We start from the raw sequence: 15,093 nt of genomic DNA on the forward strand, positions 1-15,093 counted from the left end.
GAGAAAACACGAACATGGGCGCGGGGCGCTGACCTGCGGGTTCGTGGGGGTGCTCGTCAGGCGGGAGGTGCAGGGTCCGGTTCATCCGGGTTCGACCTGTTGCCGTGTGCTGCTGCTGTTGCGTCTGGCTGAGCCGGTGCCTGCGGCCTTGGCTCCTTTTCCGCGAGCAGCACCAGGGGCTGACTGTCGTCCCGCTCCGTCGTACGACCCCGAGGGCCCGGTGTCGAGCTCTCGGGGAGGTCACGTTCCCCCGCACGAGACTCCGCGAACCGAGGTGGCTTCATGTCCTCCAGCGCACCGTCGATACCCGAGACGTCCACGATCCAGCAGACCTATCCCGATGGCCGCGTCGCCCTCGCCGAGGGGGTCGTCCTGGACGACGCCCGGTTCGCCAACGACGACCTGGCGCCGGTGCCCGTCGAGAGGCGTACGTGGAGTGTTTACAACTATTTGAGTCTTTGGGTGGGAATGGCTCATAACATCCCGTCCTGGACCCTGGCCTCCGGTCTGGTCGCGCTCGGCATGGACTGGAAGCAGGCGGTCCTCACCATCGCGCTGGCCAACCTCATCGTGCTGGTGCCGATGCTGCTCACGGGGCATGCGGGGACGAAGTACGGGATTCCGTTCCCGGTGTTCGCGCGGGCGTCATTCGGGATGCGGGGTGCGAATCTGCCGGCGCTGATTCGGGCGGCGGTGGCGTGTGCCTGGTTCGGTATCCAGACCTGGATCGGCGGCGAGGGGATCTTCCTGCTGGCCGGGAAGCTCTTCGGCAGCGGTTGGCAGACCGCTGGTCAGGTCGCCGGGCAGCCGTGGACACTGTGGCTGTCGTTCGGTCTGTTCTGGGCGCTGGAGATCGCGGTGATCGCGCGGGGCATGGAGACCCTGCGGCGGTTCGAGAACTGGGCCGCGCCGTTCGTGATCGTGGGCGCGCTGGCGTTGCTGGTGTGGATCGCGGTGAAGGCGGGTGGGTTCGGTCCGTTGCTGTCGCAGCCGTCGGTGCTGGGGTGGGGAAGCGGTTTCTGGAAGGTGTTCTTCCCGGCCCTGATGGGCATGATCGGGTTCTGGTCCACGCTGTCGCTCAACATTCCGGACTTCACCCGTTTCGGCGGCAGCCAGCGCGCCCAGATGCGTGGTCAGGCCCTGGGTCTGCCCACCACCATGACGCTGTTCGCGCTGCTCTCGGTGCTGGTCACCTCGGGCTCGCAGGCGGTCTACGGCGTCCCGATCTGGGACCCGATCGCGCTCGCCGCGAAGATGGACAGCGTCGCGGGCACCCTCTTCGCCCTGCTTGTGGTCCTGGTCGCCACCCTGTCGGTGAACATCGCGGCCAACGTCGTCAGCCCGGCCTACGACCTCGCCAACCTGGTCCCACGCTTCATCAACTTCCGTACCGGCGCGCTGATCACGGGCGTGGTGGGGATCGCCATCATGCCGTGGAAGCTGATCGCCAACCCGCACGTCTACATCTTCACCTGGCTGGGCTTCGTCGGCGGCCTGCTCGGCACCGTCGCGGGCATCCTGATCGCCGACTACTGGATCGTCCGCCGCACCCAACTCGCCCTGGACGAGCTGTACAGCCCTGCCGGCCGCTACTGGTACACGGGTGGCTGGAACCTGCGCGCTGTCCTGGCCCTCCTCGTCGGCGGCGTCCTCGCCATCGGCGGCTCCTACTCCACTATCGACGCCAAGGGCACCGCACAGGGCCCCTTCCCCACCGACGGTCTCATCCCCGTCCTCAAACCCCTCGCCGACTACGGCTGGGCCGTCGGCCTCGCCTCCTCCCTCCTCCTCTACACCCTCCTCAACCTTGGCGAACGCACCAGGCGCTGAGAGCCCGAAACCCCGCGGCCGCCCCCGCCTCGCGGCGCCTCGCCGCGAGGCGGGGGCGTGCACGCCATCCGCAGGGCGAAGACGCCAGACCTCCTGTGAGCCGGCCTTGCTGCTGTGACGCCGGGGTAGGAAGCCTGTATCCAGCGTACGGCCCGACTCGTCTCCGCCACCTGCGGCTTTGCCTTGGAAAGAGCCGCTGACCTGCGTCGGAGGTCCTCACCGATCTTTCGGGGGCTTGCCCCGCCAGGTAGCGAAAAGTCCCTCGGAAGTCCCTCAGACAGCGCTGGAAGTCCCTGAAAAGTCCCAGGAGCGGAGGGGCGGAAGACGTCTCCGGGCTGGTTTGGATCCCATGGGACAGGCCGCTGTTTCTCCAGGCTCGCGGCTCTGTAACTGCCGTGGGCATGGTGGACTCGTAATGTGTAGGTCTCGGGCTCGAATCCCGAGGTGGTTCCATGGGAAACCGCAGGTTAGGCCTCGCTTGCCAACTGCCAACTGCCAACTGCCAACTGCCAACTGCCGACGTTGACCGCGTCCGGAGGCGGGCTCAGTTCTTGGCGGGCGGGGCAGGGAGGGCTTCGGCGGCGTAGGGGCGAGACCGAGCAGGCCGGGCCAGCGGGGCGACCTGACGAGAGAGACGGTCTTTTCCATGGCTTTCGATCACCTCGGTCGGTCTTAGAATCAGACACTCCCTCCTCGGGGTGCTGGCGATGAGCAGCGAGTACGGCACGGGGGCCATCCGCGCCCCCCTGACAGCGGTGCCGGGCCGCGCCCGCGTCCTCGCCGCCAAGGCCGCTGTCGTCGCCGGGCCGTCCTGGCGGCCGGCTCACTCGCGACCCTCGGCTCACTGCTCGCTGGCCGCCGCCTCCTCCCCGGCAACGGCTTCAGTGCTGGGTCGCTCTCCCTCGCCGAAGCCCGACGCTGCGCGCCACCGCGGGCACAGTGCTCTACATCGCCCTGCTCGCCCTGGGGGTGGCGGCGCTCGTACGGGACATGGCGGGGGCGATCACGGCCGTACTCGGCCAGTTCTACGCCTCTCCCGTCGTCACGATGATGGTCGTCGACGAGCAGTGGTGGGAGCACCTCCAGGAGCTGGCCCCCGCCTCGGCGGGACTGGCCGTCCAGGCCACGCGGAACCTGGACGCCCTGCCGATCGGCCCCTGGCCGGGCCCTCTGTGTCCTGCGGCCGCCTGGGCGGCGGCGGCGCCGCTGGCGGGCGCGGCGGTCTTCAGGCTGCGCGACGCGTGACCTGACAGGCGCGTCGACCGTGCTGCACGCCGTCACGAGCCCCGTTAGTATCACCAAGTGACCCGCGTTGCGGGCTAGTTCGAACGGGGGGCCAGGAAGATGGTCACGGTTTTATTCGTACACGGTACGGGCGTACGAGAGCCGTCCTACACCCAGGCGCTGGAGGGGATACGGAACGGCCTGGCCCGCGTCCGCCCCGACGTACGTGTCGAACCCTGCGACTGGGGCTCCTCACTCGGCTCGTACCTGAGGGCGGGCGGCGTATCGATACCCGGATACCCGGAGTACCTGGCAACGGCCGAGGAGGCAGGAGCCGAAACAGCGGAATACGGGGTGGTGGCAGCCGGGCCGTACCCGCTGCCCTCCGACGGCTTCGAGGGCGGCAGCGAAACGGACGAGGACCGGCTGCGCTGGGCGATGCTGTACGCCGACCCGTTCGCCGAGCTCGGCGTCTACGCCATGTCGGGGAAGCCGTCCGGTTCCGGGGCCCCCGCCCTCTTCACCCCGGGCGTGATCTCCAGTGGCGACCAGCTCCTGGGAGTGCTGTCCCGGTTGGGGGCGTCCGACGCGGTGCGTGACGCGTGGCGGGCCTTCGTGTCCAGCCCCTCAGTAACCGAGGGGGTCGCCGCCCTGCTGGCCGCCCAGGAATTGCGCCAGGCCGTCGTTGCCGCGCCCGCCGAGGGCGACGCCCTTCCCCGGCTGGCTGCCCGTGCTCTGACCGCCTGGGCGATGGCGCAGTCGCCCAGGGAGGCCGGCACGTTTCCGGTCCCGGAGCGGGGCGATCTCGTGGACCTTCTCACGAACGAACTCGGTGGCGACGCCAAGGGACTGAACGACGTCCTGGTCTCCGCCCTCGGATACTCGGCACGGCTCTTCGAGCGTTCGTTCGGCTCTCGGGTGCTGGTGGCCCGGCGAGCCCGGCTCAGCAATCGCTCGGTGGGCTTCTTCGGTGACGTACTCAGCTATCTGACACGTGGTCAGGCAGTACGTGACCACGTGGCCGACACGATTCGGGCCCTTCCCGACCGGGGGCCCGTGGTCCTGCTCGGGCACAGCCTGGGCGGGATCATCGCTTTCGACCTGCTGGCGACCCAGGCCTCGAACCCTGTCGCGGACATGCTGGTGACAGTAGGTTCGCAAGCGCCGCTGCTGTACGAACTGGACGCGCTGCCGTCCCTTCCCTACGGCACCGGACTGCCCGGCGCGTTCCCCCGCTGGCTCAACGTCCATGACCGCCGCGACCTGCTTTCCTACGTCGCAGCCGAGGCCTTCGGAAATGACCCGCGCATCACCGATGTGGCGGTGGACAACCGCCAGCCGGTATCCGCGGCCCACAGCTCGTATTGGGCCAACGCGCATCTCTACCGGGTCCTGGCCGATGCACTTCCCGGCTGATCGGGGAGCCCTTACCCTGGGCTCCCACCTCGATTCGAACACACGTCACGGTGCAAGAGAGGACGCGCGTGGCCACGGGAGGATTCGATGCCGTACAACACCGGGTCCTGCGTGCGGTGATCAAAGCGCTGGAGGACCCGGCGGGACGGCTCATCAACGACAGCAGCCGGGACCTGTGGCGTCAGATGATCCACCAGCACATTCCTGGCCTGACGCCTGCGAGCTTCACCGTGACACGTCAGGAATTCGTCAGCATCGTGTACAGCTGCGCCACGTTGGACGACGGTATGGACCTCCTGGTGGAGGCCACGTGCCTGGTCACGCCCGCGCTGGAGCCGGCGCTGCTCCTCCTGCTGTCGCAGTGGAAGGCGCGGCTGGCGTTCCCGGGGCCCGACTGGGAGCCACTGCGCCGTGTGCTGGATGTTCCGGTGGCCGATTTTGACGCCCTGGTGGACCGGGCCACCGACGGTCTGGCACGCCTGCCCGAGAACTGCGCCACGCCCTGGGAGGCATTTCTCCATCTTGCCGACCACAACGGGCGCCCCGGCGAGCTGATGCCCGCCATGGCCTTCCTGGAACACCTGTCACTCTGTCCCGAAGTGGCCTCGGGAGTAGGCGAGTTACGTACGTGGAACGACCACTTTGCCGAGCTGTGGAACATGTCGGCGCCGCTGGCCGAACTGCGGGCCGGCCTCAGGGACGGCACCGACCACCGGATCGCCGGTTCCCCTGACGTCCCGCACGCCGGTCGCGGTGGCCCGGCCAGGCCGCTGATCAGGATCTACGTCAAGGTGGAGCCGGACCGTACGCCCCACAGCGGAGCGGGCAGGCGGCGGATGGGCAGGGCACAGCGCTACTACGTCTCCGCCTGTGTCAGATATCCGGATTCGAACGCACTCCAACGAGATCCTCACACCGAGCCGCTGGAATCAGTGACCAGATCTCAACTACCCTACGAGATAGCAAAGTTACTCACTCACATGACGCAGTTGAGCCACTCCCGCGCGGACAACGCCGCCTTGGAGATCTTTCTTCCGGCGGAGCTGCTCACCGAGCCCGTGGAGTGGTGGGACCGTGATCCCTCGCTGGGCTTTCCCAACGCTTTGCTGAGCCGATACCGGGAGATCATGCTGCACAGCCTGGAGCGCGTACAGCGTCCCACCTTCCACAACGCGTGGCGCGCCCGCTGGGCGCACTGGCGGACCGGCGGCGGCCAGGGCCAGATGTACGAATGCGCTCCCGAGGGGCTGACGGACGCCGAGCACCTGGCCCTGCTGGACGCGAAGATCGGGCGGGACGACGACGTGGTCGGCATGGTGCTCAGCAGGCCGCCGCACCGCGAGAGCGAATTGGGCCTGCGCGAGCTGAGTCTCGCCCTGGACCTCGGAGTGCCCATAGTCGTCTACCACCGGGCGGATCCCGCGTCAGCGGTGTTCCGGAGCATTATTCGTGAAAGCTTGGCCAATGAGGGGCTGGCACACCTTCCCGAAAGTGCGCAACAGTGGAAGTCCGACGTTGCCGTCCGTGCCACGGTCGCAGACGAGTCAAGTGCTGTTCGGGAGCAAGACGTTGACGCGATCCGTTCGATGAGCATGATCTGGGACGACCCCGAGCATCTTCTTGAGGGCGGGCAGAACGCTCCCGCCACCTTTGTAGGGGGGACCGAGTGAACGCGGCGGACAACAACGACGGCCGGCTCTACCGGGGCACCGGAGACCCATTACCGGACGAGGCGTACGAGAAACGCACCTGGCCCAAGGGGCCGCCCTGGCGCACCTTCCGCAGCACGGCGACCATGCCTCAGCCACCGGACGACGACGAGGCCGACCGCCGGCTCGGTCCGCCCGGGCGTCGGCGCGTCCCTCGCGCCGAGGAGCTTCGCCTGGTCAACGCCGCGCTCCTGCTCCGCAGGCCCCTGTTGGTCACCGGCCGGCCAGGAGTGGGAAAATCGGGCCTCGCCTACCGGATCGCCCGGGAGCTGCGGCTCGGACGTGTGTTGCACTGGCCCGTCACCAGCCGGACGACGCTGACCTCCGGTCTGTACGAGTACGACGCCATCGGACGCGCGCAGGCCACCCAGGACGCCGCCGAAAGCACCGGACGGCCCAGCATCGGCAACTACGTCCAGCTGGGGCCGCTGGGCACGGGAATGCTCCCCTACCGGCTGCCGCGAGTGGTCCTCATCGACGAGATCGACAAGTGCGACGCCGATCTGCCCAATGACCTTCTGACCCTGTTCGAGGACGCCTGGTTCGAAGTACCACCCCTTGTACGGGTGAAGCAGACGGAATCAACGACCACCGTCCATACGGCTGATCCCGGCCACAGCGCGGTGGTCGAAAACGGAGTGGTCAGGGCTCACGTCTTCCCCGTCGTCGTCATGACCTCGAATGGTGAACGCGAGTTCCCCGAAGCGTTTATGCGGCGCTGTCTGCGGCTCAACATTCCGGACCCCGACGCGGAGACATTGGGAGACCTCGTCTCCGGACATTTCGGAGATCTCCTCGGCGACAGCCAGGACGCGCTGATCCGTGATTTTCTCCGACGGAGCTCCCGGATGGGCGGGCTGGCCGCCGATCAGCTGCTGAATGCCGCGCATTTGGCGACATCGGGCCTCTACCAGCGGGACGGAAGCGACGCCAACGAGTGGCAATCGGTCCTCGCCGCTATTTGGCACCCGCTGGGCGGTGAAGGGGCGGATTCGGGGTGATCGGGGAATCTTCGAGGGCCGGAGGCACTGGTGCGCAGCACCGCCGCGACGGTCCGATGAGCCCGCCTGACGGCGGACCGCTGCCTCTCACCGGTCTGTACCCATGGGAAGTGGCCGACTCGTTATGGCTGGCGGCGAACCATCCTGGGTTGGCCACCGACGAGGACCTGGCGGACACCGGTCGTGAGGACGCCGAGCCATCGGAGCCTGCGCCCGCGCAGCAGGACGACGACCGGGTGACCGAGCCGGAGCAGCCGGATCGGGACGAGGAGCCGCAGCCGGAACAGCAGCGGCCTCCGGGGCCCGAACCGCTGCCGCCTTCCGCACGGGACGACGGACCGCCACCCGTCGCCGGGCCGGGTACGAGGCACACCCTCGCGCCGACGGCCGAACTGCCCGCGGCCTCGCAGCTGCGGACCGCCGTCGGCCCCGGCGCAGGTGACCGCCCCCCGCGCGACCGTCTGAGCCTCGGTCGTGCGCTGCGTCCGCTGCGCTCCTTCGTCGCCTCCGCCCACTCCGACGTCCTGGACGAGTCGGCGACGGCGGAACGGATCGCAGTCGCCCCGCATCTGCCACCGGTGCTCACGCCCGAGCCGGAGCGGCAACGGAGCGCGGTCCTGGTGGTCGACAGTGCCCCGCACATGACCATGTGGCGGCCGGCAGTGAAGCACTTCCGGACGATGCTGAGCCGGTACGGCGGGATGCGCGACGTGAAGATGATGACGCTCGACACCGCTGATGCCGCGCGTGCGCTGCTGCGCGGCCACGGGCAGGCGTCGCACCCGCAGCCGCCGCGCGGCCTCGTCGACCCGACGGCGCGGCAGATCGTTTTCCTGGTGACGGACGGGGTCGCGCCCGCCTGGCGTTCCGGGGCCGCGCAGCGACTGGCCGCCCTCTGGGGGAGGTTCCAGCCCGTGGTGGTGCTCCAGCTGCTGCCACAGCGCCTGTGGCCCAGCACAGGACTCTTTCCCGTACGGGTGAGACTCCGTGCCCAAGGGCCCTGGTCGGTCAATGCGCAGGTGCACTGGGAGCCCGCCGAGCCGCTTGCCGCATCGCTCCCGCGCGATCCCTCCGATCAGGTCGTCCTCGTCCCGGTGCTGGAACTGGGCGCCGAGTGGCTCGGTCCGTGGGCCCGGTTCGTCGCGGGAACCACGCCGCGCTGGGCGGATATGGCGGCGATCCTCACCAGTACCCGGCCGCTGCCGTCTCCCGCGCCGTCACCCGTTCAGGGGCTGACCGCCGCCGAATTGGTTGCGCGGTTCCGCACCAGGGCTTCGGCGGAGGCGTTCGCGCTGGCCACGCGCCTGGCTGCGGTACAGCTGGACCTGGAAACCATGTCCGAGGTGAAGCGGCAGGTCATGCCGCGCGCCTCGCGAGCGCATCTGGCAGAGCTGCTGATCAGCCCATTGGTCGATCCGCTGCCCGGGTGTGACGGGGAATCCTACGTATTCGTTGACGGTGCCCGCGAGGAATTACTCGCTGCAGGCAGCAGAACGGCCACTGCAAGAGCACTGAAAAAGGCGGCAGAGTTTTTGGCCCCGCGCAATGAAGCGGCGCGTGAGTTCCTCGGCTACTTACATGGTTCCAAAGAGTCGCCGCATAGTGAGGAAGCGCTCACGACAGTCGAGTCGACCACGGAGAACCTTCGCTTCCGGCAGGCCGAACATGCGGCGCTGCAGGCGATTTCCGGAAACCATCTCCACCGCGCCCGGCGTCTTGGCGAGCACATCGGGGCCGGCCCGCCGACCACTGCGAACACGCCCGGATCCGAGGCCCGGCGCAACGCTTCGCGGCCTTCTCCCGATGAGACACTCCCCGACGACACCGACAGTACGATCCCCACCCCTGGAGGCCCACAAGTGAGTACGGTCCGCCCCTCGGTAGAGAGCCCGGCCCCGGCACCCCCGGCCGGAGGCGGTGCACGACCGCCCATGCCCGCCGTCTGGGGCAACATGCCGCCGAGGAACCTCGTATTCACCGGACGCGAAGAATTGCTGATCAACCTGGAACGCGGTCTGCAGGACGGCCCCACCGCGGTGCTCCCGCATGCACTGCACGGAATGGGCGGTGTCGGGAAGTCGCAACTCGCACTCGAATACGTATACCGGCACGCCGCCGAATACGAAGTGGTCTGCTGGATCCCGGCAGAACGGCCCACACAAATTCAGCAGGCGTTTGTCGAACTGGCCCGACGACTCCACCTTCCGGTGAGCAGTGAGGCGATTACCGCAGTGCCGGCCGTCCTGGAGGCGCTGCGCATCGGAAGCCCGTACGGTAAATGGCTTCTGGTGTTCGATAATGCCGAAAGTCCGGCGGCGGTGCAGGAATACTTCCCGAGCGCGCCTGCGGGCGGACCGGTAGGCTCCGTAATCGTGACATCGCGTAATCCCCAGTGGAACACCTTGGCCCACCCGTTGGAAGTCGATGTGTTCGAGCGGGAAGAAAGCATCCAGCTGCTCCGGCGGCGCAACCCCGATCTGTCCACCGAGGACGCGGACATGCTCGCCGAGGTCCTCGGCGACCTGCCGCTCGCGGTGGAGCAGGCATCGGCGTGGCGCGCCGAGACCGGCATGCCTCCGGCTGAATATCTGAGGGTGTTCGAAGAAAAGAGCGCTGAGCTGATGGCTGTGTCCCCGCCGACTCAGTACGAGAAGACCGTCGCCACCGCGTGGAACGTCTCCCTCGACCACGTCGAAGGGAAGAACGCCGGGGCCATCCAACTCCTGGAACTCTGCGCCTATTTCGCGCCGGAACCAGTCTCCAGGCAGTTCTTCACCAACGCGGTTTCCGAGCCGATCGCCCCGGAGCTGGACCGGATCTTCACCGACCCGATCCGGCTCAGCCGGGCCATCCGCGAGATCAGCCGCTACTCCCTGGCGAAGATCGACCACCGTACCAACTCGATCCAGATGCACCGGCTGGTCCAGGCGGTGCTCGAAGCGCGCATGGCGGAGGAGCAACGCCGTACATTCCGGCACGGGGCGCACCTGCTCCTCGCGGCGAACGCCCCCAGCGACCCGCGTGCCCCGCAGAACTGGACGCGTTTCGGTGAGCTCTACCCGCATGTCATCGCCTCCCAGGCGTCGCTTTCGCCCAACCGCAATGTGCGCCAGATGGTCTACAACGTCGCGGAATACCTCTTCTACTGGGGCGATCACGAGGCGGCGTTGGACTTCTCCAGCGAGACGTACGAGAACTGGTGCCGGCTCTTCGGCGAGGACGACCAGCAGACGTTGATCCTGGGTCGGCATGTGCGTTACATCATGTGGACGATGGGCCGCTATCCGCAGGCCGCGGCCCTGGGGGAGCGCATGCTCGCCACGCTGGAGGAGGCCGGCCCGGATCTCGAGGAGGAGTACCTGCGCGTCAAGGGCCAGGTGTCCGGTGACCGCAGAGCGCGCGGGGACTTCCGAGGCGCGCTGGAGTTCGACGAGGAGGTCTACGCGCGGGCCGTCAGGTCGTACGGCGACGAGGATCCCGAGACCCTGCTCCATGCCCACAACCTCGCGGTGACCCGGCGCGGCAACGGCCTCTTCCGCGAAGCGCGGGACCTGGACGAGGCGAGCTGGCGCACCAAGGTGCAGATGTTCGGCGCGGACGCGCCCACCACTCTCAACTCGGAGGTCTCACTTACCCTGGACAAGCAGGAACTCGGGGAGTACGCCGCGTCGGAGAAGGCCTGCGAGGACGCGGTCGACACTTTCCGCGGTACGTTCGGCGACCTCCACCCGTCCGCACTGCGGGCGGTGGCGAGGCTCGGGGTGGCGCAGCGCAAGGCGGGCCATCACGAGGCTGCACAGGCCAGCACGGAGATGGCCCGGACCGCGCTCATCGACCGGTACGGCGAGCGCAGCCCCGACGGCCTGCAGGCTTCGCTCAACCTCTCCATCGACCTGCGGCAGAACGGGAAGCTCCAGGAGGCTCTGAAGCTGGGGGAGCGAACCCGGGCGTTGTACGCGGAGGTATTCGGCAAGGACCATCCGCACACCGCCGCGGCCGATGCCAATCTCGCCGTCACGCTGCGGCTGCTCGACCGGGTGGACGAGGCGCGGAAGTTGAACGAGTCGGCACTGACCCGTTTCCGGGCACCACTCGGCGACGCACACCCGCACACATTGATCTGCGCGATCAACCTGGCCAACGATCTCTTCGCCCAGGGAGATGCTGCCGCGGCTCTGGAACTCGACCGGAAGACGACGGCAGCGCTGATCGAGAAGTTCGGCGAATCCCACCCCACTGTGCTCGTGCTGCGTGGCAATACCGCGTCGGACCTGAGGGCGCTGGGCCGTACCGGGGAGGCGGAGGAACTGCACCGGAGTGCTGTGGACGCGATCAACGAGCAGTTGGGACCGGATCACCGGGCCAGTGCTGACACGCTGGCCTGGCGCCGGGCCAATTGCGACGTCGACCCCATGCCGATCTAACAGATGCCGGGCGGACCGGCATCGCCCTGGCCGAGCCAACTGGCCAGGACGATCGGGTCCGGCGTCCGCTGTGACATCCGCCGGGCGGCACCGTGAACGCCCGCGACCATTTCAGGCACCGCCGTCAGGGCCTTGACGGCCTCCGGAGCACGGCCGGCGTCCGCCAGGGCCAGCCCCAGACCCGTCCATGCCCCGGGGCCGGCGGATGCGCTCTGGATGTCCTGTGAGTAGAGGCGCCGCGCAGCGGCGAACTCGGCGCAGGCCCAGAGGACATCGGCCGGCCCGGCCCCGGCGACCCCGAGCACGTGGTCACCCTGGCTGCCGCGCATTTTGTCGAGTGCCGCCGGGTCGGCGAGGCCGACGCGCACCAGCATGGCGCGGGCATCGAGGTGCCGCGCCCCGGATTCCCGGATCTCCGGGTGCGGACGCGGTGGCAGCGCGGGCGGTTGCTTCCGGCCCGCACACCAGGCGGCCGCCAGTCGCCCCACGTCGTCCGGATGAGGCCGCACATGGGCCAGCCTCCACGTCGCCCGGTGATCGGCGGCCATCCGGCGGGCCATCGTCACCTCGGGGCCTTCACCGGTCCGGTCGTGCAGCCGGACGACGGCCCCGAGCAGGTCCTGTAAGGCGTCACGTCCCAGCGCGGTCAGCGCGGGGTCGGTGGCCAGGTCCGGCAAGACGTCGGCCAGCTGGCCGAGCCACAGGGCACTTTCGAAGCGGGCGAGGCTGCTGACGTGTCCGGTGAGCTGCACGGCGCAAGCACCCCAGAACCGCGCTACCGCCGTGAAGGCGTAGGCGCCCTGCAGCATTCCCCCGAGCGGTCGGGGGTCATCGCGCCAGGGAGCGTAGTAGAGCCGCTGCGCCGCGCCCGGGGGAGCCGGCTCGTGGAGCGGGTACAGGTGCATCAGCGCGCTGAGCTTGCTGTGCTGGAGTTCGTGCACCAGCGTGGCCGCGCAGAGGGGCGCCGTATCCGGCATGGACGATGCCAGTCCGCCGACGCCGTGCCCGCTGCTGACGCTGCGTACCCGGAACCGTTCGTGGGCCGGCATCGGCTGGAGGGAGCGCAGCAACCCGGCGGCCGCGTCGGCCGTCGGCGGATCCATGGTGGTCAACAGCCCGTACGCGTCCTGCAGCAGTCTGCTCCAGGAGTCGTACGCGCTCTGCGTCAACCGCTTGGCTGCACCGTCCGGCGGCGGGGCGAGCCGGTGGTGGCCGAGGTCGTCCAGCGTGATCCGGCGGGAAGCGCCTGCGCCGAGAGCCGCCCGACGCTGGGGCAGCCAGCCACGCGCCGGGTGCTCCGGGCCGGAGGACAGACGCAGATGTCCGTATGCGCCGATGAGGGTGAGCCGGCCGCACACCGATCGGACCTCTGCCACGGTCCAGGTGTTCCGCTGCCGGTGCACCGAGGGCAGCCGAGCCAGTCCCATCGTGGGCAGCCAGACACTCTCCTGGAGGGCAGGGACGGGAAAGCTGAAGGTGAGGCCCGCCCGTGCCGCGGCCACGGCGGCCAGGGTGTGCAGATGTCCTGCCTCTGCCCACAAAGGGGTCTCGGCACGGCGGGCGGAGCGCAGCCGGGTCAACAGCCGGGTCAGCCACAGCCCGGTTTCCGGAAGGAGGAGCAATTCCTCTACCGCTGCCGGATTCTGGCGCTGTGCCGCGGCGAGCAGGTCCCAGGCCCGCTGGGCGGCAGGGAGCCGGCCGGTCACCCCGGCCAGAGGGCTGAGAGCATCCATCAGCAGATCGAACAACAGCAGGCGGTGGCTGTACTCGGCTCGCGACAGCGCAGCGAGCGTGGCGGGACTGCCGTCGCCGCACGCGAGTTCACGGAATTGCTGGGGTGTCAGTGAATGCCGCGACTCCGCTTCGTGCAGTGAGTCAGGGCGCATACGCTCCCTCTGCCTTGGCACCGGATCGGGACGGACCGGGGGGATGTCAGTCGGTCCAGCTGTTCTCCCCGCCGGGGGACAGGCTTCTGGCCGACCGCCCGACTTCCTCCAGCAGCCGCTTCTTGGCGGCCGCTCTGTCGTCGCTCGATCGAGCGCGCAACGCCTCCAGGGACGTGCCAGTGAGATCAGGCAGATCCGATATGGCGGCGCTTTTCGGTTTTACCACTGCCGTGAGACCTCCCCCGAGTCAGTGCGATGCGATGTTCGATCCGCACTTACATGATGTCCTATGCATGCGCTGCTGGAAACATGCTCAACCGGTCAGCCTGCGCCATCACAGGCTTGAAGTGGCTGAATCGCGAAGCGTCAATTCGCGTCGAGATGAGGCGGAGTAAACCACTCCGGATAACTCCGGAAGACCTCCAGGAGGTCGTCGAGCGCAGTCGTACCAGGATCAACCAGGGACACCGCCGACCACAAGTGCGTCAATCCGTCACCAAATGTCAGACAGGTTTCGACGAGATCCAGGATCTCCAGGAGCATTACCCCTGATCTGGCGACACTTCCCGCTATCTCATCAGGAAGCAAGCCAATGACCTGGCTACGCGACTCCGGCTGCCGCATCACCCCCACCGCGGCCAGTGCGTCGCGCAGACGACGTTTGTCGGACAGATCGAGTCTCCGCCCCGGAATCTTCCGCCTCACGGCGGTCCGCCCGGCCTCCCCGTCCCCTTCGAACCAGAGAGAGGTGGTAGTCCCGAACCGGCTGCGCAGCGCTTCGGCCAGTGGCCGGGGGGACCGCCGCCAGTCGGGGTGCTCGCGCAGCATCCGCAGAGCCTCGGCACTGAACACACCCGAGCGCATTCCATTGCGCGTCGCCTCACCGGGACCACAGGCGAACAGCACGTACTGATCGGCCTGCTGACGTGGAGTCGAACGCGGTATGGGGTCGGGCCGCAGGGCCCCAGCCGTCGTCGCCGGGTCAGCGTACGTCTGGCAGGCGTCGAACAGCCAGAGCTGACGCGGATGTCCCGGTGCGCCGTCCGACCGGTACATAGCAAGCACCGCTTCGACGTCCAGACCACGCAGATCCCGGTGGACCGCATCCGCAAAAAGCAGTCGGCGGCTGCGATCGGCGTCGATGAGGCCATGCCCGGACCAGGCGACGAACAGCCAGTCAGTCCGCTCGTCCGCCAGCTCCCGGGTCAGCACCTGGTGCACGGTGTTCCGGTCGGCCGGGCGGTACGGCAGACCGAAGCCGTCGGCGAGTTCGCGGTTGCGCTCGAGTGGAGAGAGCAACAGGGTCAGCGACTCGTCCCTCACTCCGAGCTCCCGCAGCCAGCGCGCGTACCCCAGCGCGTCGTGCACCGGCCCGTCGAGGTTCCAGACCGACCCCGCCTCGTAAGACTCCACCCCGACCACGAGCGCCCGCATCTACATCTCCCGTCGCCTTATCCACAGCCATTGTGGGCCAACAGCAGGCCCCGGGGCGGCAGTCGGGACTCGGTCCGCGCAGTACGCGTCCCGCGCCGGGAGCTCGCCCGCCGTGAGGAAGGTGGTGACCCGGTGGCCGCCGCAGGCGTTGCCGTCGCCGAGGTCGTCA

The 15,093-nt window shown here is 68.5% G+C and carries 8 protein-coding genes; 6 read left to right on the forward strand and 2 right to left on the reverse strand.

Going from position 1 to position 15,093, the window contains the following annotated elements; genetic code table 11:
• Positions 1-282: 282 nt before the first annotated feature.
• The 6 genes from OG306_RS32945 to fxsT all read left to right on the forward strand — a co-directional run bounded on the left by OG306_RS32945 (position 283) and on the right by fxsT (position 11,604).
• Entirely contained in the window at positions 283-1,830 is a 1,548-nt protein-coding gene (locus OG306_RS32945) for an NCS1 family nucleobase:cation symporter-1 (protein WP_266749884.1), read from the forward strand.
• Positions 1,831-2,769: 939 nt separating this feature from the next.
• A complete protein-coding gene (locus tag OG306_RS32950) occupies positions 2,770-3,075 on the forward strand; it encodes a hypothetical protein (protein WP_371665960.1) in 306 nt (101 codons plus the stop codon).
• Positions 3,076-3,174: 99 nt separating this feature from the next.
• Entirely contained in the window at positions 3,175-4,470 is a 1,296-nt protein-coding gene (locus OG306_RS32955) for an alpha/beta fold hydrolase (protein WP_266904897.1), read from the forward strand.
• A 68-nt stretch (positions 4,471-4,538) separates the two neighbouring features.
• Positions 4,539-6,140, forward strand: coding sequence for an effector-associated domain 2-containing protein (locus tag OG306_RS32960; RefSeq protein ID WP_266749889.1), 1,602 nt, complete (start codon positions 4,539-4,541; stop codon positions 6,138-6,140).
• Complete coding sequence (locus OG306_RS32965; protein WP_266749890.1) at positions 6,137-7,180, forward strand: AAA family ATPase; 1,044 nt, start codon at positions 6,137-6,139, stop codon at positions 7,178-7,180. The genes OG306_RS32960 and OG306_RS32965 overlap by 4 nt, the downstream gene beginning before the upstream one ends.
• 56 nt (positions 7,181-7,236) lie before the next feature.
• Positions 7,237-11,604 carry an FxSxx-COOH system tetratricopeptide repeat protein gene (gene fxsT / locus OG306_RS32970; RefSeq protein ID WP_266749892.1) on the forward strand — a complete coding sequence of 1,456 codons (4,368 nt, stop codon included), beginning with the start codon at positions 7,237-7,239 and terminating at the stop codon, positions 11,602-11,604.
• Here fxsT and OG306_RS32975 read toward each other — a convergent pair.
• Both OG306_RS32975 and OG306_RS32980 read right to left on the reverse strand, forming a co-directional pair.
• Positions 11,601-13,490 (reverse strand): HEXXH motif domain-containing protein, encoded by a 1,890-nt coding sequence (locus OG306_RS32975; protein WP_266749893.1) that lies wholly within the window; start codon positions 13,488-13,490, stop codon positions 11,601-11,603. The genes fxsT and OG306_RS32975 overlap by 4 nt on opposite strands.
• 366 nt (positions 13,491-13,856) lie before the next feature.
• Entirely contained in the window at positions 13,857-14,924 is a 1,068-nt protein-coding gene (locus OG306_RS32980; protein ID WP_266749895.1) for an effector-associated domain 2-containing protein, read from the reverse strand.
• Between the last annotated feature and the right edge of the window lie 169 nt (positions 14,925-15,093).

Origin of the sequence: Streptomyces sp. NBC_01241, from assembly GCF_041435435.1 — a bacterium.
Lineage (GTDB): Bacteria > Actinomycetota > Actinomycetes > Streptomycetales > Streptomycetaceae > Streptomyces.

Excerpts from the sequence above, each read along its gene's own strand:
- OG306_RS32945 (WP_266749884.1), top strand. The coding sequence starts at position 283 with ATGTCCTCCAGCGCACCGTCGATACCCGAGACGTCCACGATCCAGCAG.
- OG306_RS32955 (WP_266904897.1), top strand. The coding sequence starts at position 3,175 with ATGGTCACGGTTTTATTCGTACACGGTACGGGCGTACGAGAGCCGTCC.
- OG306_RS32980 (WP_266749895.1), bottom strand. The coding sequence starts at position 14,924 with ATGCGGGCGCTCGTGGTCGGGGTGGAGTCTTACGAGGCGGGGTCGGTC.
- fxsT (WP_266749892.1), top strand. The coding sequence starts at position 7,237 with ATGAGCCCGCCTGACGGCGGACCGCTGCCTCTCACCGGTCTGTACCCA.
- OG306_RS32975 (WP_266749893.1), bottom strand. The coding sequence starts at position 13,490 with ATGCGCCCTGACTCACTGCACGAAGCGGAGTCGCGGCATTCACTGACA.